Source organism: Desulfoconvexum algidum (genome assembly GCF_055382125.1).
This window is the reverse complement of sequence record NZ_AP042394.1, coordinates 2,679,228-2,704,314: the sequence shown is the minus strand read 5'-3', so window position 1 is coordinate 2,704,314 and position 25,087 is coordinate 2,679,228. Positions and strand designations below refer to the sequence as shown.

Below are 25,087 nucleotides of genomic sequence, written 5' to 3'. Positions count from 1 at the left end.
CACAGCCTCTCTCAGAACCGGACTTGAACCTCTCGACTCATCCGGCTCCCATTATCCAGCCGACGGTTTTAAGCCATAAATCTTCCAATGAGGAAACAACCATGGTTCTTTGTGAGCTATTCGCCCTAACCAGTAGTGTGCCCGCCTTGGACGCCGCCTAAACCTTTTGTATTTCTTTGTAACCCACCTCACCAATTTCCGATTAAAATTATACAGTGTTGGATACATCGCTGATTTATAAAAATGCCCGTAATAATTCATCCAGCCCATGAGGCTTGCCCCAAACATATGTGATAAGTCTTCTATGGATTTATCGCTTCTATTTGGTATACGCCAACTCCTCATTTCTTTTCTAATTGCCTTTGCTGCTGTTGGGCTTATTGCCGGTAAAAAGCAGGCAAACAAGTTACCAGTTCGTGTTCTTGCTGTTCTCAGTCGAAACTCGAAACCCAAGAACTCAAACTTCATTGTTGGATACTTAATCCACGATTTATTACCTTTACAGCAAACAATTTTGGTTTTATCCGGATGGATCTCTAATTTGCATTCCTTAAATCGATTCTCCAATACTTTCTTTAATCGTTCAGTTTCCTGCAATGTTTTGCAGTGCACCACTCCATCATCTGCATATCTTGCAAATGGTAGATTGGGATAGTGTGTTTGCATCCATTTATCAAAAACATAGTGTAAGAAAAGATTCATCAGTAAGGGACTGATAACGCCTCCTTGAGGTGTTCCCATTCTTCTTGCTGTTAATGTTCCATCCGTTAGCTGCAATGGTGCCTCTAACCATCTTTTGATGTATAGAAGAATCCAATCGCTGTCCGTATGTATTTTCAATGCTTTTATCAATAATAAATGGTCAATATTGTCAAAGGCTCCCTTTATGTCAAATTCAAGCAACCATCCATATTTCCAGCACCTTCGTCTGGTAACGGAGACGGCTTGAATAGCCGACTTTCCTGGCCTGTAGCCATAAGAGTCCGGATGAAAGCAGTTGTCCATTTCTGGCTCTAAATATGTCTTCACCACTGTCTGGGCTATACGGTCAGAAATACTGGGTATTCCTAAAATCCGTGTACCACCAGACTTCTTCGGTATTGCTACAGCTTTTACAGCTGGGGGGAGGTAACTCCCAGATGACATTCGATTCCAAATTTTGTACAAATTCCCTTTCAGATTTTGTTCAAAATCACTCATCGTTTGTTCATCTACCCCTGCCACACCTTTGTTTGCTTTGACTCGCTTATATGCTTGCCATACAATATTTTTCGAAATATCAAACGACTTTGTCATTTCAAATGATTCCTTCCGTTATCGGTTGATCATTTTCTATAACTGAATAACTCAGTTCCTTCGCTCCATTTCCATTACAGAAATTTCATCACTACTACGAACTAATCCGCCCCTGTGCTTTGTATCAATAATCTTACTCTTATGGGGGCTTCCCACTTGATTGAGTATCTTAACAACAAAACGACAGGTTCCCAAGTTCCGTATAAAGGCCTGTTTAGAGATCATGCCACCTTCACGCCGGTCACCGTCTGATCAGTAATCAGGTTACTTCCAGACTTATCCCGGGCCATACACCTAAACCCTGTTTTGATGACAGTTTAGACCATTTCGACACGTCAGCAGTGGTTCACTTTCGTTCATCTTCTCTAAACACATCTGACATTTAACAATGCCTTTTCCTTGAACGCTCACCACCCCAGCTCTTTACTGAAGCAACTTCAAGGTGATTTGAATCCCATTCCTGAAAACAGAACTCGAAGGGCCTCCCTTCATCCTCTATACAGCATGCGTTAAGTGTAACTTTATTATTCACTCATTACACCCTCCACTTCTTGGCACACAATGGACATGATCAATTTGAACGTTCAGTTCGACAATCTTGCACCTTTTTTGCTCTGAAAATGCCCTGATACCATTGGCAACCTCTCTTGCCACCTCACCGCTCAAAATCCTGAAGCGGTATTTGGGAACCCAGACAATATGGTATTGGCAACACCATAATGTCTGTGATAACTTTTGGAATCGGCTCATTTGTTACTCCTTACTCGTTTGTTGTGGGGACAACTTCGAATATTGAGTAACATTGAGTCGTACAGATGGCAAAGCCACTGCACTCTGACCTGGCCCAGAGGGCCAGGGTTTCTACATCAGACTAAATACGACTATGGTTCAAGGGCATAGTAATCAGTGAATTCAGGTCATTTAAATCTTGATGATTTTATTATTTCCAGTTGCCTTAATTGGGAAGGATGGCTTATGACAATCGTTATGGCTACGCTATTGGTACCTTACAAAATAATTGATGGTATGAATTTGTGAGAGACATTCAATAAATAAAAGGAAAGGAAAGGAAAGGATCTGAAATGGAGTGGTGGAGTGGTTTGTCTGATTTCTGGCAAGGGTTTATATGCGGAGGCGTGGCGGTTCCCCTTGTAATTGTTTTCATCGAAGTCATTGTAAAGGTCTGGCGCAGGCGGGGGTGATGTTTTCATGTCCGCAAAAATGGAGCGGTTGATTCTTCTATATCTGGGCCATGTTGTTCTTTCCAATTCTGGAAAAACGCTTGTATGAGATCGGTAGGAAATGGAACCGATCTTTAGGTTCAACAAACGAACCCATGAGACATAGACTTTTGTATAGTTTCTTTAAAAAATTCTATTTGCTTTCCCCTGCTATAAAATATTTCTCCCCACAAAAAAAGGTGAGGATGGCAAGGTTTTTTATCTCCAATTAACATAACGTGAAATTGGTCCATTTGAAGATGCCTTGTACCAGATGAATTTCACACTAAAGATTGAAAGTTTTGTTTATACCAGATGTTGTAGTTTTAAGGTTTTTTTCAAAAGCGACACATACACGTTATCGTCCTCTCCTATGTTACAATCAAAAGATTACCCATCTAAAGTGAAATAATTCAATGAAATAAGGTGTTGAAATTTCTTAAAAACTTAATGATACCATTTGTATGATTGAATATTGTAAAAATTTTAAATTTGAGCCCATAGTGTCTGGATTGAATATGCTTGAGAACTTTTTTCACAATTGTATGAACTTTTTTTCACAATGTTACATTTATTTCATAGGAAAAAATTACTGTAATTCACTGTAAATATAGCCAAATAAGGTTTTAGGCGTACAATAAAATTGGTGTATTTCTTGCATGTATAACAACTGAATACAGAACGATCATAAAATCAAATTTGTTGTGAAGCTGGGATGAAAAACAATAGTCCTATAGTGAAATCCTACCTAAATTCATCATGATCTTGTCTCTGAAAATTTAAAAAAATAAGTCAGGAGAACTCAGGTTATGAGCAACAAAAACCAAATCAATGTTTGTTTTTTCTCCATTATTACGATTTTACAGCTACTTGCAATTTTATTTTTACTCTTAATATTAGGTGGGCCAAATTCAGTATCGGCCAACACCTGGTATGTCTCAGCAACTGGATCTGACATTAATGGAGGCACAGATTGGGGTGACGCTTTTGGATCCATTCAAAAAGGAGTTGAAACCGCAGAGAACTTTCACACGGTTTTAGTGGCAGATGGCACTTATACTGGAACAGGAAACGTTGATATAAATTTTTGGGGCAAGCAAATTAGTGTACGATCAGTTAACGGTCCCAGCGCATGTATCATTGACTGCAATGAGCAAGGTCGGGCATTTATCTTGGAGTCGGGGGAAACGCCTGATTCGGTGATTGACGGATTTACGATTATAAATGGTAACACGAATGCAACCTATGCCTATGGTGGTGGTGTGTTGTGCCAGCACGCCTCCTCAACAATAAAAAACTGTGTTTTTAAAAACAATACTGGTGGCCAATGGGGAGGTGCTTTACATGTTCGAAACCACTCATCCGCTGGTGAAACAAAAGTTATCAATTGTGTGTTTATAGATAATTCGGCCAGTCATTTTGGAGGTGCCATATCTATATACGGCTATGGACCAGAAATTATCAACTGCACATTTTATGGGAACTCAGCGGGCGATTTTGGAGGAGCCCTTGCACTCGGAACTGGTATAGGAACAAGTGTAGTCAACAGTATCTTCTGGAGCAACTCACCGGATACTTTTCATGGCACTCCAACCGTTACTTATTCTCTTGTACAAAACGGATATGATGGGGAGGGTAATATCGACCAAAGCCCAGAATTTGTTGATCCTGCCGGTGACAACCTGCGATTGTTATTTGATTCTTCTTGTGTTGATGCGGGGAAAAATTCGGTTCCCGGGTTGTCTGGGAATGATATCGATGGGAAACCACGGTACATTGACGGTGATGAGGACATGACAGTCCAGATCGATATGGGTGCATATGAATATGGCAATATAGGAGAATGCGATTTCAATGAAGACTTAGATGTTGATGGCGCGGATCTCGTAGAATTGATTAATGATTCTGGCGAATATTCTCTTGCTGATCTCGTTGATGACTTTGGAAGAACTGATTGCCTATTGTATTCTTACGATTTAAGCATTAACTAAAAAAAATTCCACTTGTAGATAAAATATACTGACTTTGGAGATCTGATCCTCCCACGATATTTTGGACACTCAATTAAGCTACTTTTTTGACATATAGAAGTATTTCTGCGGTCAAGGATTATTATATCCTGTACGTAACTTTCGCTGGGCCTTCAATTGTTAATTGAACACCGTCTCTATAGGTAATTTATCAAGCTGGCGGAAGTTTCTCTTTTCTCAGTAATTATTTGTTGAATTCAAATGTGAGGACTTGTATTCAGGGCTCAGTCTATATAGAATTTGGGCACCCCCACATATGGTATAGAGGGCTTTTCCAGTCTTGAGTTTTTGATTCCACTATATGAGCCTCAACTGCTGTTACAAGCCAATATTGCACTGTAAATTTTAAATATATCAACTTGATTTAAAGTAATTTTGAAAACATATTTCCCGGGTTCTGTGCACATTCTACTGTATCTCCAATAAAATTTACAGTCAGCTTTTTTAATTTGATTTCAGGCTATCCCATATAATTTAATTTTAAATTTGATGATGAAAGATTTGCCATACCAAATATGGTATTCTGGAAATATTTAAAAAGCCCGGACTGGTGAATGAAGCGCTCGGTAATCTGTTTGATTTGACTCGTCTCTAATGATATCATAAACGCTCGCCTCAAGAAAATTCGAATTGGTAGGAATTGTAAATCCCGGGATACACATTAAATTGAACACTCACACAGGACATTCATTATGAGGGGGCTATCCAAGGAGACCTGATCTTTTTTATTTTCAGTTCAGGTTTTTGCTAAAAAAAGAATGAAGTACAAATACTGACACGGAAACAAGAGATTTAATAAAAAATAAAAAAGGAGAATGTTATGGAAAAGATTTTTTCAAGGAAAACCGTTTTAAGCCTTATCCTGGGGCTTACCATTGTTCTGGCTGGATGGTCTCAGGGCCTTGCAACTGTCCCGGGTAAGATCAGTTATCAGGGTCAACTGACCGATACAGTAGGAAACCCTCTTGACGGGGATTATTTTATGACGTTTTTACTGTATCCTACAGATTCATCCGTTTCATCTTCATGGAACAGCCCGGTTGGAATTCCAGTAACTGTGGAAAATGGAATATTCAATGTCATGCTGGGTGCGAACAATCCATTAAATCCTGCATTATTCAATTCTGGTCAGGCCTGGCTTGAAATTGTTGTAGACGGGGAAATCCTTTCCCCCAGACAACAGGTAACAACCACAGCATATGCCCTAAAAGCAGGGGATGCCGATACCCTTGAAGGGTCATCGGCTGACTCTTTTGCCCTGGCAGACCATGATCATGATACAGCATACATTAATGTAAATGAAGGCAATGCAGTATCATCGGGGATGATTCAAATCGGAGCAGTAAACAGCAGTGTTGTGGCGGATAATTCCTTGACTGCTACAGACCTGGCCCCTGATTCCGTTGGCAGCAGTGAGCTTGCTCCTAATTCAGTGGGCAGCCTTGAAGTGATTGACAATTCACTGACATCAGCAGATCTGGCCGCTAATTCCGTGACCGCCTCCGAGATTGACTGGACCATCAACCATACCGGCACTGATTTGAATGGCGGCCTTCTCCATCTGACCAATTCATCCGATGCCACAGTAGGCAATTTTCCAATGGGTGTTAGCGGCCAGGCCACTGGAAATCCAACTGACAACCCGGTTATCGGTGTGTTCGGCGGGTCTCCGGGTTTGGGCCTGGGTGCACCAACGGGCAGTCTTCCGGACAGAAAAATCGGTGTGGCAGGTGCTTCGGACACAGGCCATGGGGTCGTGGGGGTCAGCACTTCAGGCTTTGGCGTTTATGCTTATACCGGTGGTTCTTCGGGTCGCGCCGTTTTTGGTCATGCCGACAACACCGGTAATTATTATAACTATGGGGGGTATTTTCAAGCCGATGGAACATACGGCAAGGGCGTTTATGGTAAAGCAACCGGAGAAAGTGCATACGGTATTTACGGATATAGCATCAATGGTGATGGTATTTTCGGCTCTACAGGATCATCCAACGAACATGCCGGGTATTTCACCAACAGTTACAGTGTTGGATTGTCCGGGGCTGCGCTGTACGCCAGAGCATCCAATTCAACAGCGGATGGGATTGCTTTGTGGGCCCACAACAGCCATACAGCCAGCACGGATGCAACCGCCGTTCTCAGCAATGACGGTTCCGGCCCTCTACTGAAAGGCTTTGGCGGGGACGGAGGTAATGAGGAAATCAGGATCGACAACAATGGCAGTATCCACGTTTATGATTCCTCAATTGCTGATGACGTTTTTTATTTTAATGCTGCAAACGGCTATTTGTATATAGGTTCCGGAAATAGCTTAACTCCCGGGGATGACGGGGATCTCGTTATCCTGGACAGCGACGGAAGCCAGACAATTATCCTCGACGGCAATACCGGACGCACCACAACCCGGTCACTCAGGATCACCGGTGGCAGCGACCTGTCCGAGCAGTTTGACGTTAAGCCTGTGGACATTGAAGTCGTTCCGGGCATGGTCGTTTCCATTGACCCGGAAAATCCGGGCGACCTCCAGGTCAGCACCACTGCTTATGACAACAAGGTAGCTGGTATCATCTCAGGTGCCAACGGCATCAAAACCGGCATGATGATGGGCCAGGATGGTACAGAAGCTGACGGAAAACATCCTGTCGCACTGACCGGAAGGGTCTATTGCAAGGCAGACGCTTCCCAGGGTTCCATTCAGCCGGGAGATCTTTTGACCACTTCATCCGTTCCCGGCCATGCCATGAAAGTAACGGATCATTCCAAAGCGAATGGCGCCATTTTAGGAAAAGCCATGACCTCTCTGGGTGACGGACAAGGCATGGTATTGGTTTTGGTCAGCCTGCAATAAGCCATGGTTGGCATTTTAAACTTCTGGTTGCCAGACAATATGGATGGAAACGTAAACTCCAAAAGTGTGGCTACAGTCAATGACAGGAGGTCAAACATGAAAAAACTAATTTCAACAATTATGACGGCAGGGATTTTAATGGTGTGCCTGCTAACTGCGGCCAAAGCTGAAGCTCGGCCTCAGATCGAGCTGCCGCCCTTTGAAACTGTTGATTACGCCCTGGATTCAGGGATTATCTCTGGACAGGGAGATAATTTTGTCCTAGGATTCAGCACAGATATCTTTGTGACCGGAGCCATCTGGATGCGGCTTCATTTCAGTGACTATGATCTGGGAGATCGAAGTTATCTGATCATATCAGGGGCGAAGGATGGCGGAACACAGCGCCTCAATGCGACGACTATTGAACAATGGCAGGGATCCAGTGCATTTTTCAACGGGGATACGGTTACAGTGGCACTTTATGTTGCTCCGGAAGATCAAGATATCTTTTTCAAATTGAGCAGGGTTACGGCCGGCCAGCCTGTTGGGCCACTACTGGTACCCAAGGCCCTGTGCGATGGAGATGATGATCGGGCACCCTATAGTGACAGCAGGGTGGGACGGATTCTATTTGGTGGATGTACGGCATTTCTGGTATCTAACGGAGCCGTGCTGACTGCTGGACATTGCGTGGACTGGGACCCGGATGATGATGGCCCTGATCTCCCTGACGGAATTCTGGACTTAAACGGTGTAGTGGAATTTGACGTCCCGGCGTCTGACGTATGGGGCAACCCGGTTATGGCAGACCCCGAAGACCAGTACCCTATTGATACCGACAGCGTGGAGTGGCATTACGATGGGGAGGATCAGGGCCTTGGCAAGGACTGGGCCATTTTTTCTGTCTTTCCCAATCCCAACAACGGAGATGTAGCCCATGTAACCCGAGGGTTTTTCCGTGTGACCCGGGAAAAACCGGCAACCGACGCAACCATACGAATAACCGGATACGGTGCCGACAGCGAAGCCACTAGGAACAAGGTGGAACAGACCGACACAGGACCTTATAAAGGAGAAAGCACTTCAGGATCCAATATCTGGCATAAGCACCGAGCAGACACCCGAGGCGCCAATTCCGGCAGTCCCATCATATGGAATGCATATGGTAATGTGGTCATCGGCATCCATACCAATGCCGGCTGTACGTCCTCCGGCGGAACCAATTCAGGCACCTCTTTTGAGCACAACGCCCTGGAGACGGCACTGGATGATTTCCCCGTTACCAGCACTGTATATGTAGACCGGGGGATGCCTGCCCTGGCTACAGAAACCGGCACTGTATTCAAGCCCTATAACACCGTGGCGGAAGGAGTCAGTAATGTTCCAACCTACGGGCGAGTAAGCCTGGTGGAAGGGAATTATACAGGAGAGACTCTGCTGATTGACAAGGCCATGACTCTTGTTGCCCCTGTGGGAACAGTGACCATCGGAGAGTAGGATAAATTATACCCGGCGATAACAGGCAATAACGACACCCACGATTGCCGGAAAGGATAAAAGGAGAATAAACATGACACTTAGAGCAGGTTTCTGGGTATTCATTTACCTGTTTCTCATTTTCACCGGATCTGTCTTTTCCATGGAAAGTGAGAGCTTCAAAATCACAACTTCAGTCATGTCCGGGGGCGGGGGAGGTATGAGTTCGGCAAGTTTTAAGTCCAATTCCGTCCTGGGACAGCCCACTTCCATAATGGAGCAAGGTCTGGTTTCTGGGAGCAGCAGTTTTAATCTGTACTCAGGGTTTTTCTATACCCTGGTTTCGGATTCTTTCTGCCCCTGGGACCTGAGCACCCCATTGGACGGAGATACTGATGGATTGGACCTATATCGGTTTGTTTTTGATGGATATGACGCTATTTTCCAGGAAGGATTTTCCAATGAATTTGGCAGGAACAATTGCCTGGATTAACTCTTTACCTGCAGCTTTTCAATCAGGCGGGCCAAAAAGGTTCATTGTGAAGACTGGCGGTGATGTGTGGAAATGAATAACGAATATGGGTTAAACGAACATTTTAGCGTTTACTCAACATTTGGATGGAGTTAGGATGGTTATCAGACTTTTTACCATTATGCTGATTCTGACAGGCTTGTCATTACCAAGTTATTCGGCAACATGGTTTGTCGGCACTGGCAATGACGGTTATATAAATGATGTTGAAGGAATATATGCAGCTTTGAGCCAAAGCTATGGAATTCAGGAAATCATTGACAACTTTATTTATGAAGATCAGTCCGGTACTGCCATTCAAAATCAAATATATGGCTTGAATAATTTTATCCAGAAAGGGGATCTGATATTCTGGTATTATTCAGGCCATGGAGCATATGCCGACGACGATAACTATGATGAGGCGTCTCAAAAGTCTAATGCATTGAATGAATATGATGAGGTTATTGGTTTATCAAATCAATCAGACCTGATCACTGATGACGATCTTGCCACTGCATTTAAGACACTTAGCTCTATCTGTGATCAAGATTTTAATTCCGCCCCAAAATCCGGGAATGTACTTCCCCGGCCCGATTTAATTCAATCCATCTAATTCCCTTAAAAATAAATTTTTCAAAATTTAATTTCTTCCATATAATTCCATTTCGTACCCAACGATGTTTACATGGAGGGAATGATGGATCCGATACCTTGTCCCGGTTGCGATTCGTTTTTTGTGCCAAGAAATAAACTACAGATTTTTTGTACCGATCCGGATTGCCAAAGAACCAGAAAAGCCCTATGGCAAAAACAAAAATTGGTATGTGACCCGGAATACAAAAAAGATCAAAAATTGGCTAATCAGAAATGGCTTCAGAATAACCCCGATTACTGGACAAAATATCGTCAAAGAAATCCGAAAAAAGCCGACAGGAACCGCTCTTTACAGAAAATCAGAAACTGTAAAATTCAAAAAAACAAGGTCCATTCCAAGGCATCAAGAACTATCGGTATTGCAAAGATGGACTCGAGCAAGTCCAGGAACCAAGGGCTTTTAGGCCAATATTGGCTTGTTCCCGTCGTTGCAAAGATGGACCCGGTAAAAATTTTTATCGCTACAGCCCCAGTCTGTTCGCCATAATTGCAAAGATGGACTCGAGGACTGGAGAAAAATTTTGTGTTACAGAGATCATGAACCCCATCAGGCCAGGAGGGCATCATGATAAGAAAAAAAGTGCTTATTCAAGACCGGATACGCCGTACCGGCAAGAGTTTTTGTTTTATCCCTCACCGTTTCCTTACAGACGGATTTTTACAATCATTGACCCGGCATGAGTTGGCATTATACCTGTTCCTTGTGTTGGCCTCAGACAAACATGGCCTTTCATATTACGGAGACAAAAGCATCTGCTCTAAACTGGGCCTTAAAGAACAAGACTATCTTTTTGCCCGCAGTTGCTTGATCCACAAAGACCTTATCGTTTATGACGGCACCCTGTTCCAGGTGCTTTCCCTGCCGAAAAGTGCCCATAAAATATAAGGAGGAGCAATGATTGACATGAGAATGATTTTTGAAATCCACCGGTTAAAAGATATGGGAATGTCCAATCGAGAAATCTCAAAAGCAATTGGCTGCAGCAGGAAAACGGTATCAAAGTATATCTCCAACCCAGAGTCGAAACCATCTAAAAGGAAAGCCCGGACGCTGAAACTGTCACCATACCACGACTATATCCGGGAAATAATAAACAGATATCCAAAGCTCAAAGCACCCGTTGTTTTACGTCAGATACAAAAAAAGGGTTTTGATGGCGAAATAAGCATTTTGAGGGATTTTCTGCGTAAAATCCGGGGACAGTCCTTAAAAAAGCAGGCGTATAGCCGATTTGAATCAGAACCCGGGCAACAAATGCAGGTTGACTGGGGGCATTTTGGGACCATCTCCTATGGAAAAACCAAAAGAAAGCTGTATGGGCTTGCCGTCATCGAATCCCACAGCAGGATGCTTTATGTTTCTTTTACCCATAGCCAGAAACAAGAAGCCCTTCATCAGGCTTTGTTTGATGCCTTTAAGTATTTTGGCGGCCCTCCGGAAGAACTTGTGGTGGATAACATGATCACAGCGGTGACTGAACGGACGGGCGCTCTGATACGTTTTAATGGCAATTTTCTTCATTTTTTACTCCCCCTTGGTATCAAGCCTGTGGCCTGCAATATCAGATCTCCCCATGAAAAAGGAAAAATTGAAAGAAGCATTCATTATATCCGGCACAATTTTTTGCCATTAAGAGAATTTAACAACCTACCAGAACTCCAGTCCCAGGCTATGGAATGGTTAAACAATATTGCCAACACCAGGACACATAGTACGACAGGAGAAATCCCGGTAAAAAGACTTCAGAGATACCGACTTAAAAAGTTTCCGTATCCTGCCCCGGATTACAGGGAAATACACTCCTTATATGTCCATAAAGATTTTTCCGTGAGATTTGACTCCAATACGTATAGTGTTCCGGTTTGGACGATTGGTAAAACTGTTGTTTTGAAAGCAAATCAGGAAAAAGTATGGATGTATTACAAAACCCGATGTATTGCCGTCCATGCTCGGTCCTGGGAAAAAAAACAAAGGATCGAACTCGAATCCCATAAATCACAACTTCATAAGCTTAGAAAAAGAAGGCTTGCTGACAAAAACGTTCTTGCCTTTTTGTCTTTGGGTCAAACGGCGCTGGATTATTTGAATGAACTTGAAAAAACAAGGTCTCCATTAAAAAAGGACATCATCCAGATAATGACCCTGAAAGACAAATATGGAGACAGTTCAATAATTATCGCCCTGAACAAAGCATTGGATCTAAAATTATATGGTGCGGGTTATATCCAGAATATTCTTTACCAGGAGATGACACCCAAAACCTGTCATCCACCTGTGAAACTGAAAAGTGATACTCTCAACGAGATAAGACTTTGCTCCCCAAACCTTGCAGAATATGATGCTCTATTCCTCAAAAAAAGGAAAAAGACATGAATACCGTTATAGAAAAGTTCAAAACATTAAGGCTAAGAAATTGTGCCCAAAACATAGAAAGCATCATTGAACAGGCGAACCAAAAAAACCTGTCTCCCCTTCAAGCCATTGAACGGTTAATCGACATTGAAATCGAAGAACGGGATAAAGCCAGGATGGTATTAAGGTTCAAGCAGTCCGGGCTTGATACAAAGGTCACCATTGATCAATTTGATTTTAATTATCACAAGTCCCGACAGGCTCAAAAAAGTATAATCTTAAACCTTATGGATCTTGAGTTTATTGAGAAGAAAAAAGATATCATCATGATTGGCAATCCTGGCACAGGAAAAAGTTATTTGGCTAAATGTATCGCCTTTGCTGCGACCCAGGCTGGAATAAAAACGCTTTTCACTACTGCCATGGATATGATCAATCATTTGATAGCAGCGGAAGCGGATCATAATCTGCTCAAAAAACTTAAATATTATCAATCACCGGATACTTTAGTCGTAGATGAAATTGGGTACCTTCCGCTTGGCCAACAGGGATCAAATCTGATTTTCCAGGTAATCAGTGCAAGGCATGAGAAAAAATCTACCATGATTACAACCAACTTGCCATTTGCCCAATGGGGAAACATTTTTGACAGCACTACTGTTGCCACAGCGATTGCTGACCGTCTTGTGTACAACTCTGATATCCTTGTATTGGAGGGCCCAAGCTATAGAAAGAGGAATTAATCGAAAAAAATAAAAACTGAAAAACTGGTAATTTTTTAACCGGCATATAAGACCTCTTGATCGTTTTTTTTAGTATCAAAATGGATAGGTACGTCCTAACTCAGGTGTGGGGCATTTTGGAATCCTGGTTTTGGGGCAAAAACAAATCCCTGATCACAGCTCTATCGGTGCAACAGTCATCACTCTTTTTGATACCTGTTATGCCGGTGGATTCATCGGTGGAAGCAATGATCTTAACAGTGTTCCAGATCTGACTTTTTTGGGATCAAGTACAGAACGTCAAGAATCTTATGCATACACAAATCAACCATATAGTATATTCACACAGGGCTTGATTTCTGGGCTTGAAAATTTTAATGCAGACCGGGATAATGACGGATTTATACTCGCCAGCGAATGGTTTGATTTTTCGTATGGTTATACAACCAATAACGTATCAATGCAGCATCCGGTGTTTTTTGGTGACAATGACCTTGTTATAGTTTCTGCTCATCCTTTACCATTACCCAGTTCAGGCTTATTACTTGCTATTTCATTAATTATTTTGCTTAATGTAAATAAAATTTTTTTTAAACGAACATTTATATTGGCAACAGTGAGTGAAAATCAAATTTATCCGGAGAGCGTTATTCAACTTGGGCAACAATGAATTTTTATTATGTCTACTTGTATCTAAAATCAACAACCCAATATTTCTTAATTTTGCATATTTTTGAATTAGGAATTGAGCGACAGATGTGTCTATCATTATGGGGTTTCTGCTGAAAAATAATGGCGTGAACTGGTATTTTAAAGACTCAGTCCAGATCAATTATTGCCACCCCCACATATTGTATATAGCGCTTTTTCAGCTTTGAGATTTTTATTCAAATATATGGATCGCCGACACCATCACCGGCCATTCTTGCAGAGTGTTTTTTATAATATAACAAATTTATAGTTGCTGATTTTGGAAATAACTATTTCAGATTTTGAACTGCTGTAAAATGAATCTCCAATAAAATTTAACGGGGATTTGAATCTTTTGACTTTGCTTCCGGCTATATATTGTAATCTCAAATCTGAAACTGAAAAATCTATGAATACCATATCCTGTGTCATGGAAAATTATAAAAAGCCCGGATTGGTGAATGAATCGCTCGGCAGTTTGTCGGATTTGACTCCTGACACTTGATACCATAGTTAAACGCCACAAAAAAAATCAATTTGTTAGGGATTGTAAACAGTGCTATTTGCGTTGAAAGGTTCACCTTTATATTGGAAATGAACACCTCACATCACCATTTGAGGGTATGACTTCCAGTGCTAATATCAAATACTTTAGGAATCCAGTCAGAGCGACCACTAACTTAATCCTGCTGGATATCATCGATAAAAAATTGCAAGTAATCATAGATAGTTGAAGAAACTTTCCAGTAGAATTGAAGTGTTTTGGGGCCAGTTCTGATTGCCTCCATGAATGATTCTTGAAGATCTTTGATGTCACCACTTTGTGCAGAATCTTTGTCATCATAATTCACACCAGCTTGCCAGAACCAATCGACAGCTCCGCCGGTTGTCAAAGAAATAGTATTATTGTCTACAGAATCTTTCAGTGTGCCTTCGACAAATAACTCTTCTCCCAACTCAATTTTATTCACAAATCCTGCATCGACACCCTGAATTTCAGAACTATTTTTCTCACAAGACCATTTTATAGTATTATCTCCAGAACCAATAGTATATTCTTTCTAAAACCATTATGAATTGCCAATAATTTGAAATAGTTGAACCCCCTCTATAAAAAATTTCAGGTAATGGAGAAGTATCTACTCCGGACAGTCGGTTCGGCCGAAGTCCTCAGCAAACATGTCCAAATCAGAGTCATTTACAGTACAATCTTTGTTGAGATCTCCTTCACAGTATGCTGCACCGGGATTGCAGCAGTCATCCCTTTCAAAGTCTTGTTTAAGTATATACAGATCCCGTCCGTCCACGTCCAGATCACGATCCAGATCGCCTTCACAGGTGGCTTCATCGTATCTCCAGCCTTGATCCGATGCACTATATTGGCTGTCACCGAAAATATTTGCCGCTCGTACACTGTATTTGTATGTGGCCCAGAGCAGTGCAGTTGTGTCGTCAAATTCGGTGGCAGTGGTTTCAGCGATCAGTTCATAAAATGTAATCCAATTGCTCACCGGTACCCGGTAGACCTTGTAAGTGACTGCACCTGACGCTGCGTTCCAGCTGACATGGACTTTGTCCGGATATGTACCGTCACTGGCTGTTAAACCGGTGGGGGAGGGGGACAGAATTGAAATTGTCAGATAACCGTCGTCTCCCTGGCTGAAGTCACTTTCTCCAAAGAAATTTTTTGCCTTGATTTTGTATGTATAAACTTTTCCGGATTCAGCGGTAGTGTCGTCATATTCTGTATTAGGAGTATCTCCAATGGGCGTATAAAAAACGAACCCATCGGATTTTTCTACCCGATAGACCGTGTAGCTGGTAGCGGAGGCTGCAGACTCCCAACTGACGTGGATTTTATCGGCAAATTCACCATCACTGGCTGACACACCGGTTGGAACCCGTGGGTAAATCGGAATGGTCCGATAGCCCCGATCACTGTTACTGTTCCCGCTTTCACCAATAAAGTTCCGACCGCGTATACGATAATAGTAGGTCCTGCTAAGTTCGGCTGTATAATCGTCGTAAAACGTTGACACGGTTTGATCGATTTGGGTAAAAAATGTTATTCCTCCTGTGTCCAATGCCCGATAAATGTCATAGTATGTGGCCCCGTCTGATTGGTTCCAGTATATTCGTACTTTATCAGCATATGTTCCATTAGTGGCCGTTACATTGGCAGGGATGGCCGGCAGACTGATTACTATTTTAGCAAAGCCGGTATCGGTGTCACTGGAATCACTTGTCCCGAAACTGTTCAGGGCCAATACAAAATATTCATAAGTGGTGTTTTCATCGACTGTCATATCATCCAGGAACAGGTTGCCGGTTGCGCCGATCCGGGCATAGCTCCCACTGGTTTGGATCCTTCCCCAGACTTCATAATAATCTGCACCGTCGGACGGATACCAGGATATACGGACCTGGTCTGAGAAACTGCCATTGGTTGCCGTCACACCTTCAGGGCGGGTGGGGGCTTTACCGGCCTGCTGCACATAGTATGTCTGTCCAGCTACGGTTAATGTGGCGACCCGCATTTCATACGATGGGTTCGGGGCAACATAATAATAAAATATCGTATCCCCGGAACCACTGGTATCCTGGAACGGAAGGGTCACCCATGGTTCTGATGGCGTGATTTCCCAGGCACAGCCCAGAGGGTGTATGGAAGAGTTGTTGACAATCAGGCTTATGTCATGATTACCCCAGGAAGCATCCAGTAAGGAACTATGAAGCGGGTCTGAATCGCCGTCGGTAAGGACATAATCGCATGCAGCCTCAAAGTCCACGTCCAGGGTCATGAAAAGATATCTGGGTTTTGTCGTTCCGTTGGAATCCTGAAAATTACAGTCGTATTGCATATGCATTGGAATACGGAACAGGCCGTTGGGACGCCCATCATGGCTTCCCCAACTGTTCAAAACGAGCCAGTAGTGATTGGCCGGCAGCGGATCATCCTCATTGTATCCCACAATCAAGACGGCATGACCGCCGCCTTGACCGTTGACCCAGGACACAGGGTTGCAATGCGGATCCGGATTCCAAATGTCGGTTTCTGTAAAACCCCACCAATAATTATGAAAATCGTTCCATCGAGTCTGGTTCTCCAGGAACCAGCTGAACCATACCCCCCGTCTCTGATTGAGGACATTTTTGATGTTGTTGATGGCATCGATCTGGGCGATACCACGTGTTGGAATCGTTTCAGCCTGGATGTGCGTGATCGGATAATTAACCGCGGTGTTCATGGAATCGCAAGATACCAGGCTGCGGCCACTGCCGCATATCCGTCCATCCGCTGCATCCTGCCAGAATGCATTCAGGTTCGACCAGGGTATAATGTAATCAATGGATGGTGGAAATGGCCAGCTCGTGGGTGTTGCCCCGTACCACTGTGAAAACTCATCTAACCATCCGCCACAGCATGGATAGGAGTTGTCGTAACTGTCGTAACATGAGTTGAAATGTTGAACTGATAGGCGATTTTTGATACCGTTTTTTACATTTAAAGCAATTTCAAGGATTCCGGTGCCAGTCCATACCCAGCAATTCCCGCAGTCACCTTGACGTCTTTCATCTGCTTCATACCGGATGAAGTTAAGCAAGTTTATGGAGGTCGGCAAACCATCCAGATCTTTGGTCATCAGGCGCCGTTGGATATTTGGGTCAATGGTTACCTGCGGGGCAGTGCGATATGCATCCAGCCATTTAGACAAGGTTGCTTGATCGGGGCGCATGATAGACATATGATATGGCTCCCATTCTGCAGGCAACGGCTCAATCGCCTGTTCCTGAGCTTGGCAAATGGAGATCTCGAAAGCCGCTGTAAGCCAAATTCCAACAAGGAACAAAATCAACCCTATGGTCGTTTTTAGTTTCATTTTTCCTCCTCTCCTCGGTTTTTGGAATGTTATCATTATTATTGGTTTATGCTATGGCACAATCGTTTTGATATGATCAAAATATTGATCAACTTTGTAAATATAGTCTGCATACTTTCTTTCTCCAGTTCTTCATGTGAATAGAAACTAAAAAGATGCAAAGCTCGCATCATATTTAAAAGGGTTTAGAAAAAGGAAAATTGAGGGGGAATCAAAAGGGAAAAATGGAAATAAATTCAACTCAATAAATTTATTGGATTTCACAGTTAAAGTCAATAAAGAAAACCAGCCTGTTTCTTTTAAGCTTGAATGAGTCTAAAATCGAGCATTGTGTCTATATACAGTCGCTGTAAAGCTATATCCAAAGGGCGTTTAATTGGTTTTCCAGTACTTATGGGCACCCGAAATCATGCAGTGACAATTTGTATTCAAAGACTCAGCCCAGACAAAATTTGGGAACCACTATATCTGGTATCTTATGTTTTTCCAGAACAAAACGACCCATTCAAATATATGAGCCACAGGCATCATTTTATGTCATTCTTCCAGAGTGTTTTTTATAATATAAAAAACACAGCGCCATTTAACTTTTTCAAAAGAAAAACTATCCCATCAGCGACATTTAATCTGGATACCTTGTCAGGCCTTTCTGTAATGACCATTCCTGAATCAAGCAAAGATATGAACCAGATCTGAAATCGTTTTTGTATAGGCAGTTTTCTATTGAAGAGGTGGGGATACAGATTTCGTTTGCAATGAATCGGTTCTCGGGAATAGTGGTAATGATATTGGTTGGGGTAGAGATATCACAGTGCTCAGCCATCTACAGATATAAGTTCATCCACTAAATCTGACTGTGTAACATCAGATATTAATAAGGCCACTTGATATCATCCCTTTAAGTTTTTCCATCGTAAATTTAGTTCTGGATTCAGGATTTATTGTTACTTTCCTATGCTGGCACCATTCAATTAATTCTTCGATATCAACATCAATCTTCACTACTTTGAATCCTTTGTTTTCCATTTCCTTAAGTTTTGATTTTGCAGAGACCATCATTTCATCATATGAATTTGAAAAGGTTTCTTTATCAACGGAAATTTCTCGGTATCGATCATATTGATTCTTGCGGTAAGATGCTAAAGCACATATTTTTTTCGGTAATTTATTCATTTCAATTTGCCGGATAATCAACTCTTTCCTTCAATTCCTTCCCACACTTGAAAAAGGGCAGTCTCTTGGCGGGTATCTGGACCTTTTTCCCTGTTTTGGGATTTCTTCCGGTGTAGGGTGCGTAATCTTTGATAAAAAAGGAGCACAGCCCCCGGATTTCAACTCTTTCACCTTTGATAAAGGCTTTTACCATTTCCCCAAAAAATATCTCAACGACCTTGGAGGCTTCATCTCTGGTCAAGTGACCTTTTTCTTTAAGTTCCTGGATCAGTTCAAGTTTGTTCAATTTTTCTTCCCTCAATCACAATATGGTTTGGCAAAGAATTACACTTACCTGCTTGGGCAAGATATTTCAAGGTTAAAGGGATTAATCCAAAGATAGTCTCACAAAAGATGAAGGGTCCGAGTATGAAACGAACCCTTCAAATAAAGGAACTAATCGGTAAGAACAGCGGAGGTGCCCCAAAATGAAGATTAAAGGACTCTGTTTTCACATCATGCTATAGTTCATAGCGAATGAATTGATACCAATTTTTATATCTATGTAGCATCCATTTTTATAGCAGTTGTCCAAAAATCGTCCTCGATTGTTCTTACTTTTTCGATAATTTTTTCACATGTTTTTGCGGTAACTTTATTGAACCCACAATCAAGTTGTTTGATTAAATTTTTCACAGTGAAGTCGCAATTTCTTCCCACGTGGTTTTTTGTTACTCCCCAGCATGTTTCTATCGGCTGTAATTCTGGATGATATGGTGGTGTCCTTAGGACCGTATGCCCGAAAGATGCGGCGATTTCATCAATTGCATAGACCGGTTCAGGAGCCAATTTTCTTAAGATTTCAATCAGTTCCGGCTTTAAACAATCATTCTGGCAATAAATTTTATTTTGCTCCAGCCAGTCCTTTATCTTCTTCTTAGAACTCTGGTGTGTTGGTGGGGAATGTTCTGAAAGAAGATTGTGGTATGAGGCATTATCCATGATTATCAATGATTTTTCTGGGATATTTGGAAGGAGCATTTCTGTAAACCATTTTTTAAACAAATCCCAATTCATTTGGCCGTGATAATCTCCGGTCTTTCTAGTACTTTTGAATACGAGTTTAGCTCCGGGAACCCAACCGTTTTTAGTGATTGCATTCATTATTATGAGGCGCTCTCCTTTACCTGTGGGCTTTTGTACCCAAGGGCCATCCTCGCCATAATACCATATAAAGTCATTACTATGATTTTTATTAACATATGACTCATCCAAATAAACTTCAAGGCGTTTTGTTTCAGAGAAAACTTCAGAAGATCGGTTGTTTCTCATCTTGCGCAAGTAGCGCTGTCTTGCGGCAATTACATGATCCTTTTCTTTTAGGTGCTGAGATCGAGTTCCCTTTCCGAACTCAAACCCCCACCTATTGAGGGTTCTACCCAATGTTGTTTTGTGATATGTTTCGTCGGGGTATTCGTCTCCTAAGAATGATTGGATGTCAGCAAGCGTTATATATTCTCCATTACTATTAGCGGTTCTAATGTACGAGCGGACAAGTGCTTGATGTGATGCATCAAGAACATGAGCAGGCCGACCCCGCATCTTTATAGGGCTATCGAGTAAATTAGGATCTCGATTGTAATCCGCCATAACCCTTTTAACAGTAGCTGTCCCAATGCCCAATGCATCCGCAGTCCGTTTTGTACTCGGTTCTTTTGGTATCAGTTTATTGTTGTCAAAATATTGTTTCGTTGAAACAATAAGTTTCTTTGTTTCTGGAAGTAATGCTTTTCCACGAGATGATATCATACTCTATAATTTCCCCAAGTTGAGTGATTTGATTTAGGAATAGAATATCATTCATTTATGCTTTATTCAAGTATCAATTCATATGCTACGGACTATAATTTGGTACCGCATTCAGCAGCCAATGTAAATCGGGGAAACCCTTAATTTTGATAAAACCGGGAGAGCCAAATGAATGACCCTGCCTGCTATGGTTGAATGGCTATCCCATTCCAATCATTTTCAATGCTTCTTCTATCTCAAATAATGTTTTAATTTCATACTTAAAACCAGGCACACCGAAATATGTCGCCATATAATCTCCAAGGAACTCAGTGCCTTCGGCTACTTTGGATTTATCAAGTTCGTATACAGTCATGCCGGTAATCCCATCTTTTAGAGTTGGGTAAAAATAAGGGCCTCGTTTTGTCATGAAATCTGGAGCTTGAGGAGCCTCTAAAAATCTTTTTGCCATATCTGGTGAATTTTCTGCAGGGTAGCAAATATTTGTTACAATAACCATGAGTCACATCCTTTAATTTATTCATTCAAATTAATTTTATGAAAACGTGTTCAACAAAGTCATGAAATAAGCTCCAAAGGCAATATCAAATCACCTAAGGAGCTATGGCTTGAATAGTTTGAGGGGTGTTTCCATTGGGATAACTCCTAAATAAAAGTTAATACCAAGCGAGACGAAACGCTATTTTTCTGGTGTCTGCAAAGAAACAATAACAATGAGGGAATGTGGATAGGAACTCAGATGCTTTTTCTGGATTTAGATATTCGTATCAATTAAAAGCGGCTGGGTCAATCAGGCAAACCCTTAGTTTTGAATTATTTTCAAACCGTCCGTATGCGGACACTCCAAACTTTCCATATATGGAAACTGCATTTAGCCAGCATCCCCAATGCATACTTTTTTGGGGCGTTCACTGGTATCTTAATACTCAGCCCAGACAAAATTTGCGCCCCCCCCCTACATATGGTATGGAGGGCTTTTCCAGTCTTGAGTTTCTTATTCAATTATATGGGCCAATGGCGTCATGGCCGGGCATTTTTCCAAATTACAGTTGATATATAAAAATTATAGCAAGACCTCCGCTTGAATCATCATCGTCCTTCTGATATTCCTAAAAACAAATTAAACAAAAAGAAAGACATGTGGCTACAGAGTGTTCATATCTCTCGACACGGAAACAACTGGAACAGAAGAAAAAGACAGATTATGCCAACTCGCCGATAAATGAATTATTCAAACTACCATTGGGGAAAATTCCCGAATGTGACCATTGTCAAATCAAGCTTTGGTCAGGACACCCTAATAGAACAGATTTATTCACTTCAATCCGTTTAATCATCAACTGCAATTCCACATTTCCCCGGAATTCATTTGCATCCGTATTGTAAACGACATCTACAGTATCCCCAACCTTGACCGGCATAGGATCTTCTGGATGAGCAATAGCATAGAATTGGATAGCCTTAAAGATGAACAGGGTTCCCCCCAACCATCCGGGCTTCTGTAACTTTCATTGTATCGCTAAAAATGGGTGTGGAGAATCCCATACCAAATGGAGACAAACGACTAATATTATAATGAGTCTCCAAACATAGATTGCCATTCAAAGCACCGTCTGTCCGGATAAAGGGAGTGGTATCCTGATCTTTGAATTGTTGCTCAACAGCTTCCATAAAAATTTCTTTGAAAAGTAATACTCGATCTTCAAGTTTTTTTAGCCATTAACACCTCTACTCAAGCAACATTTTTGTATTTTAACGATTCTGTAGGTTTAAAATTGTTTATATCTTTTGTGATCATATGTTTTTTTGATTCCTCAAAATTAAGCAAATTGTCCTTCAGTATTGAATATTTATGGTCCCTTTCTTTATATGGATCTTCAGAATCAAGAATATCGGTAATAAACAAAAATAAGCTTTCAAGATTAGTTTGGCGTCGTAGGCAACCTACAGTCAGTGCGGGAAGATTGTTTTTAAACCGGGCTTTTTGTTCCGGATGAAAGAAAAGACAATGATCAACCAGAAGGCTCAGGATCAAGCCTCTGCGAGACCCCTTTTCACCTTGCAGCTTGGTCAATGTAGCCCATCCTTCATTGGCTTTCCAGTCCTGAATAAAAACCTCCACTAGCCATCTTTGTGAATATGCTTCCACAATATCAATGGTTCTCCAACTCAGGTCAGAGGCAATAATATAGCGGTATTGGTCTTCACCTTCATATTTAAGCGCAATAACAAAAAGTTTTCTGCCAAAACTACAAACATGTATTCTGGCACTTCCTATGGTAGCTGCTATAATCTTACCTCCACGGATTCGCATTTCTTGAGCAACGCCAGGATGTTTTGAAAAATACTCGTCCACAGTTTGTCTTCGATTCCGGATAAAAACATTCTGCGTTCTGCGTATCTGGCTAATTATTTGAGCATTGTTATACACTTTTGAAACACCTGTGAAAAACTGCCTTGTTCCATACAGAGCATCTGCAATGATGCAGTTTATCACAATGCTTGAAAAGCACTCGTTGAAATGTTTTACCATGTTAATAGCAATTTCAACTTTTGTTGGAAACTCAGCATTTTTTAAAGGCTTTGGAGGGCGTTGTTTTGCTGAAACTCCTCGTTTTTTAAGCTTATCGTTAGTTTTTTTCCATGCAGTATACTCAGGATCTGGCATGTAAAATTCAACGCCAACAGGGATGCTTATCTCTGGAGTGACCAATATCATAAAGACTATTCCTTGGCCCATAATATATCCACCACTGGCTTTATCTTTGAGTTTGTGAACATGCCAAATATTTTTTGTGTTCTTAGATCGGTTGTTATCAGTGTCATCTATAACAAGGGATCCCTGGCTGATGCCATAAAATTTAAAAATGGTTTCTACACTATATTGAAGTAATCTTGACCATGGAATTGGAGAATGGTAAAAAACCCAGGAAAGGGCAGCAGTACTATATCGACCAAAGCTGGCCCGCTCAAATTTTGCCCAGCACACTGACTTTGTAATAAGGATACCCATAAGGCAAAAAGCAAGCCAATATTTTTGTGTGTTCGATAGCCTTTTATCGGATTTTTGTTGCGAAATAACATCATCTAATGCATTTACAAATTCAGTGATAAAAGGGACTATTTTTTTTCCAATAACCATTTGAATCTCCTGACTATAGTATATGGAACCATTGTCAGGGTATTTGATATTGAAGTGATTGTCTACAGTTAATTGAAAATTATTCATGTTGATTATTAAATTATATTTGGTTATAGATTCAGAGGGTGCCAGCCAGCGAGAATGTTAAGGGATTGAGAAGAGTCGAGATTCCGAGTTCTGCTGGTTGACGCCCAATTTGTCTTATTGCTTGTCTATATAAAAACTTGAAGATCGAGTAATAGATTGTCTTTATGGAATTTCAGGCCGGCTGCAGCTTTATGGCCACCAAAAGATTTAAGGAGCCCAGGGCAATGGTCGTCGATAAACTGTAAAGCATCTCTGAGGTGCAAGAATTGCCCAGCTCGACCGGAACCAACAATGTAGTTCGAATCTTTTAAGTTGGATAGCATGATTGCCGGGACCCCGAATTCATCAACTAATTTACTGGCAACAATCCCTTGGATCCCGGGATCAAACGATTCATGATAGGCAATAATATAAGGATTTCCTTCGATATATTGTTGCCTGGCTGTATTTATCATGTCTTTCTCAATGTTTTTTCGCTGATCATTATAAAAGTCCATGGCATAATAGGACTGGCCAATCTCATCCGGATCTTCGCTTACCAAAAATTTGATGGCAGTATCAATCTTTCCGGTCATTCGGGAAGTAGCATTTATCCTGGGCCCAATCTAAAAACCTAACATGCCCACTTTGGCAGGTTTGCCACACAAAGCTAAACGCCAACACTCCCGATCCAACTGATTCATGAATTCCAGGCCTTTTTTGACAAAATATCGGTTAATAGGAGAATTGAGCTTAACCATATCCGCAACCGTGCCACAAAATCAAGAAGTTTGAGAAGCTTAATTCTGGCTTCCTGATCACAAACTAATTCTTGAGAAACAGCAGTCATTAAAAGCCAGGCCACACCGCATCCGGCAATTTCACTATCATACTGGCAATCTTCCCTTTGCGGATTGACAACGGCATAAGCGCCGCCCGGGACCCCTTCGAGCGGCAAAAGGTGATGGTCTGTCACAATTACATCTATGTCGGTCCGGGAAAGTTGGGTTAAGGTACCAGATAGAAAAGGTGGGGGATAAAATGGACATCACTTTTTAACCCACCTATCTTATCAGAAACCCATATTCTTATTGTTTCCCCGGATAACAGTTCCCAAAGACCTTTTAACCACCATATCCAGAAAAGAGTTGAGGTACTCCCTAAAAACTGGCAATCTTTCCAAGGCCAAAGCCATGGCCAGACTGCTTGCTGGACAGATCCAGCTATTATTTAGTCTGATGTAGAAACCTAA

The 25,087-nt window shown here is 41.7% G+C and carries 22 protein-coding genes and 2 pseudogenes; 11 read left to right on the top strand and 13 right to left on the bottom strand.

The genetic code is table 11. From position 1 onward, the window contains the following. Positions 1-51: 51 nt before the first annotated feature. Entirely contained in the window at positions 52-1,296 is a 1,245-nt protein-coding gene (ltrA, locus tag ACZ45G_RS12445; RefSeq protein ID WP_464178539.1) for a group II intron reverse transcriptase/maturase, read from the bottom strand. A gap of 555 nt (positions 1,297-1,851) precedes the next feature. Continuing rightward, positions 1,852-2,046: pseudogene (gene tnpA, locus ACZ45G_RS12440) on the bottom strand (IS200/IS605 family transposase); the annotation flags it as partial. Positions 2,047-3,325: 1,279 nt separating this feature from the next. Between tnpA and ACZ45G_RS12435 the strand changes: the two are divergent. From ACZ45G_RS12435 to ACZ45G_RS12390, 10 genes are all read left to right on the top strand, one after another. Continuing rightward, positions 3,326-4,507 carry a right-handed parallel beta-helix repeat-containing protein gene (locus tag ACZ45G_RS12435; RefSeq protein WP_464178537.1) on the top strand — a complete coding sequence of 394 codons (1,182 nt, stop codon included), beginning with the start codon at positions 3,326-3,328 and terminating at the stop codon, positions 4,505-4,507. 859 nt (positions 4,508-5,366) lie between these two features. Next, positions 5,367-7,394: a hypothetical protein gene (locus ACZ45G_RS12430; RefSeq protein WP_464178535.1), complete on the top strand. Its 2,028-nt coding sequence runs from the start codon at positions 5,367-5,369 to the stop codon at positions 7,392-7,394. Positions 7,395-7,490: 96 nt separating this feature from the next. Then, complete coding sequence (locus ACZ45G_RS12425; RefSeq protein ID WP_464178533.1) at positions 7,491-8,873, top strand: trypsin-like serine peptidase; 1,383 nt, start codon at positions 7,491-7,493, stop codon at positions 8,871-8,873. A 73-nt stretch (positions 8,874-8,946) separates the two neighbouring features. Beyond that, positions 8,947-9,345 carry a hypothetical protein gene (locus ACZ45G_RS12420; RefSeq protein WP_464178531.1) on the top strand — a complete coding sequence of 133 codons (399 nt, stop codon included), beginning with the start codon at positions 8,947-8,949 and terminating at the stop codon, positions 9,343-9,345. A 136-nt stretch (positions 9,346-9,481) separates the two neighbouring features. Continuing rightward, positions 9,482-9,979, top strand: a complete 498-nt coding sequence (locus ACZ45G_RS12415) for a caspase family protein (RefSeq protein WP_464178529.1) — start codon at positions 9,482-9,484, stop codon at positions 9,977-9,979. An 81-nt stretch (positions 9,980-10,060) separates the two neighbouring features. Further along, on the top strand, positions 10,061-10,507 hold the full coding sequence (locus tag ACZ45G_RS12410; RefSeq protein ID WP_464177731.1) for a hypothetical protein: 447 nt from the start codon (positions 10,061-10,063) through the stop codon (positions 10,505-10,507). A 78-nt stretch (positions 10,508-10,585) separates the two neighbouring features. After that, a complete protein-coding gene (locus ACZ45G_RS12405; RefSeq protein ID WP_464171865.1) occupies positions 10,586-10,906 on the top strand; it encodes a hypothetical protein in 321 nt (106 codons plus the stop codon). A gap of 9 nt (positions 10,907-10,915) precedes the next feature. Beyond that, positions 10,916-12,394, top strand: a complete 1,479-nt coding sequence (istA, locus tag ACZ45G_RS12400; RefSeq protein WP_464178527.1) for an IS21 family transposase — start codon at positions 10,916-10,918, stop codon at positions 12,392-12,394. Further along, positions 12,391-13,116 (top strand): IS21-like element helper ATPase IstB, encoded by a 726-nt coding sequence (gene istB / locus ACZ45G_RS12395; RefSeq protein WP_464171863.1) that lies wholly within the window; start codon positions 12,391-12,393, stop codon positions 13,114-13,116. The genes istA and istB overlap by 4 nt, the downstream gene beginning before the upstream one ends. Positions 13,117-13,246: 130 nt before the next feature. After that, positions 13,247-13,765: a hypothetical protein gene (locus ACZ45G_RS12390; protein WP_464178525.1), complete on the top strand. Its 519-nt coding sequence runs from the start codon at positions 13,247-13,249 to the stop codon at positions 13,763-13,765. A 700-nt stretch (positions 13,766-14,465) separates the two neighbouring features. Here ACZ45G_RS12390 and ACZ45G_RS12385 read toward each other — a convergent pair. The 11 genes and pseudogenes from ACZ45G_RS12385 to ACZ45G_RS12335 form a co-directional block, all read right to left on the bottom strand. Further along, a complete protein-coding gene (locus ACZ45G_RS12385) occupies positions 14,466-14,756 on the bottom strand; it encodes a hypothetical protein (protein WP_464178523.1) in 291 nt (96 codons plus the stop codon). Positions 14,757-14,924: 168 nt separating this feature from the next. Continuing rightward, positions 14,925-17,666, bottom strand: coding sequence for a C1 family peptidase (locus ACZ45G_RS12380; RefSeq protein ID WP_464178521.1), 2,742 nt, complete (start codon positions 17,664-17,666; stop codon positions 14,925-14,927). Between the two features lie 864 nt (positions 17,667-18,530). Continuing rightward, positions 18,531-18,839 carry a hypothetical protein gene (locus ACZ45G_RS12375; protein WP_464178519.1) on the bottom strand — a complete coding sequence of 103 codons (309 nt, stop codon included), beginning with the start codon at positions 18,837-18,839 and terminating at the stop codon, positions 18,531-18,533. Between the two features lies 1 nt (position 18,840). Then, entirely contained in the window at positions 18,841-19,125 is a 285-nt protein-coding gene (locus ACZ45G_RS12370) for an HU family DNA-binding protein (protein WP_464178517.1), read from the bottom strand. A gap of 254 nt (positions 19,126-19,379) precedes the next feature. Beyond that, positions 19,380-20,627, bottom strand: coding sequence for a transposase (locus ACZ45G_RS12365; RefSeq protein ID WP_464178515.1), 1,248 nt, complete (start codon positions 20,625-20,627; stop codon positions 19,380-19,382). A gap of 199 nt (positions 20,628-20,826) precedes the next feature. Then, complete coding sequence (locus ACZ45G_RS12360; protein ID WP_464178513.1) at positions 20,827-21,126, bottom strand: hypothetical protein; 300 nt, start codon at positions 21,124-21,126, stop codon at positions 20,827-20,829. A gap of 772 nt (positions 21,127-21,898) precedes the next feature. After that, on the bottom strand, positions 21,899-22,048 hold the full coding sequence (locus tag ACZ45G_RS12355; protein ID WP_464178511.1) for a hypothetical protein: 150 nt from the start codon (positions 22,046-22,048) through the stop codon (positions 21,899-21,901). Between the two features lie 40 nt (positions 22,049-22,088). After that, positions 22,089-22,298, bottom strand: coding sequence for a hypothetical protein (locus ACZ45G_RS12350; protein ID WP_464178509.1), 210 nt, complete (start codon positions 22,296-22,298; stop codon positions 22,089-22,091). 61 nt (positions 22,299-22,359) lie between these two features. Further along, the gene (locus tag ACZ45G_RS12345) at positions 22,360-23,769 is read right to left on the bottom strand and encodes a transposase (protein WP_464177820.1); all 1,410 of its coding nucleotides are present in this window, start codon (positions 23,767-23,769) and stop codon (positions 22,360-22,362) included. Positions 23,770-23,981: 212 nt separating this feature from the next. Then, complete coding sequence (locus ACZ45G_RS12340; RefSeq protein ID WP_464178507.1) at positions 23,982-24,431, bottom strand: DHHA1 domain-containing protein; 450 nt, start codon at positions 24,429-24,431, stop codon at positions 23,982-23,984. Between the two features lie 104 nt (positions 24,432-24,535). After that, a pseudogene (locus ACZ45G_RS12335) lies at positions 24,536-24,826 on the bottom strand (DHH family phosphoesterase); the annotation flags it as partial. 100 nt (positions 24,827-24,926) lie between these two features. On the opposite strand from ACZ45G_RS12335, the gene ACZ45G_RS12330 reads away from it, so the two are divergent. Then, the gene (locus ACZ45G_RS12330; protein WP_464178505.1) at positions 24,927-25,079 is read left to right on the top strand and encodes a DUF6538 domain-containing protein; all 153 of its coding nucleotides are present in this window, start codon (positions 24,927-24,929) and stop codon (positions 25,077-25,079) included. The last annotated feature ends 8 nt before the right edge of the window (positions 25,080-25,087 follow it).

Bases quoted from the DNA above. Each gene is read 5' to 3' on its own strand.
- ltrA (WP_464178539.1), bottom strand. From the start codon at position 1,296: ATGACAAAGTCGTTTGATATTTCGAAAAATATTGTATGGCAAGCATAT.
- ACZ45G_RS12435 (WP_464178537.1), top strand. From the start codon at position 3,326: ATGAGCAACAAAAACCAAATCAATGTTTGTTTTTTCTCCATTATTACG.
- ACZ45G_RS12430 (WP_464178535.1), top strand. From the start codon at position 5,367: ATGGAAAAGATTTTTTCAAGGAAAACCGTTTTAAGCCTTATCCTGGGG.
- ACZ45G_RS12425 (WP_464178533.1), top strand. From the start codon at position 7,491: ATGAAAAAACTAATTTCAACAATTATGACGGCAGGGATTTTAATGGTG.
- ACZ45G_RS12420 (WP_464178531.1), top strand. From the start codon at position 8,947: ATGACACTTAGAGCAGGTTTCTGGGTATTCATTTACCTGTTTCTCATT.
- ACZ45G_RS12415 (WP_464178529.1), top strand. From the start codon at position 9,482: ATGGTTATCAGACTTTTTACCATTATGCTGATTCTGACAGGCTTGTCA.
- ACZ45G_RS12410 (WP_464177731.1), top strand. From the start codon at position 10,061: ATGATGGATCCGATACCTTGTCCCGGTTGCGATTCGTTTTTTGTGCCA.
- ACZ45G_RS12405 (WP_464171865.1), top strand. From the start codon at position 10,586: ATGATAAGAAAAAAAGTGCTTATTCAAGACCGGATACGCCGTACCGGC.
- istA (WP_464178527.1), top strand. From the start codon at position 10,916: ATGATTGACATGAGAATGATTTTTGAAATCCACCGGTTAAAAGATATG.
- istB (WP_464171863.1), top strand. From the start codon at position 12,391: ATGAATACCGTTATAGAAAAGTTCAAAACATTAAGGCTAAGAAATTGT.
- ACZ45G_RS12380 (WP_464178521.1), bottom strand. From the start codon at position 17,666: ATGAAACTAAAAACGACCATAGGGTTGATTTTGTTCCTTGTTGGAATT.
- ACZ45G_RS12375 (WP_464178519.1), bottom strand. From the start codon at position 18,839: ATGAATAAATTACCGAAAAAAATATGTGCTTTAGCATCTTACCGCAAG.
- ACZ45G_RS12365 (WP_464178515.1), bottom strand. From the start codon at position 20,627: ATGATATCATCTCGTGGAAAAGCATTACTTCCAGAAACAAAGAAACTT.
- ACZ45G_RS12360 (WP_464178513.1), bottom strand. From the start codon at position 21,126: ATGGTTATTGTAACAAATATTTGCTACCCTGCAGAAAATTCACCAGAT.
- ACZ45G_RS12355 (WP_464178511.1), bottom strand. From the start codon at position 22,048: ATGCCGGTCAAGGTTGGGGATACTGTAGATGTCGTTTACAATACGGAT.
- ACZ45G_RS12350 (WP_464178509.1), bottom strand. From the start codon at position 22,298: ATGGAAGCTGTTGAGCAACAATTCAAAGATCAGGATACCACTCCCTTT.
- ACZ45G_RS12345 (WP_464177820.1), bottom strand. From the start codon at position 23,769: ATGGTTATTGGAAAAAAAATAGTCCCTTTTATCACTGAATTTGTAAAT.
- ACZ45G_RS12340 (WP_464178507.1), bottom strand. From the start codon at position 24,431: ATGACCGGAAAGATTGATACTGCCATCAAATTTTTGGTAAGCGAAGAT.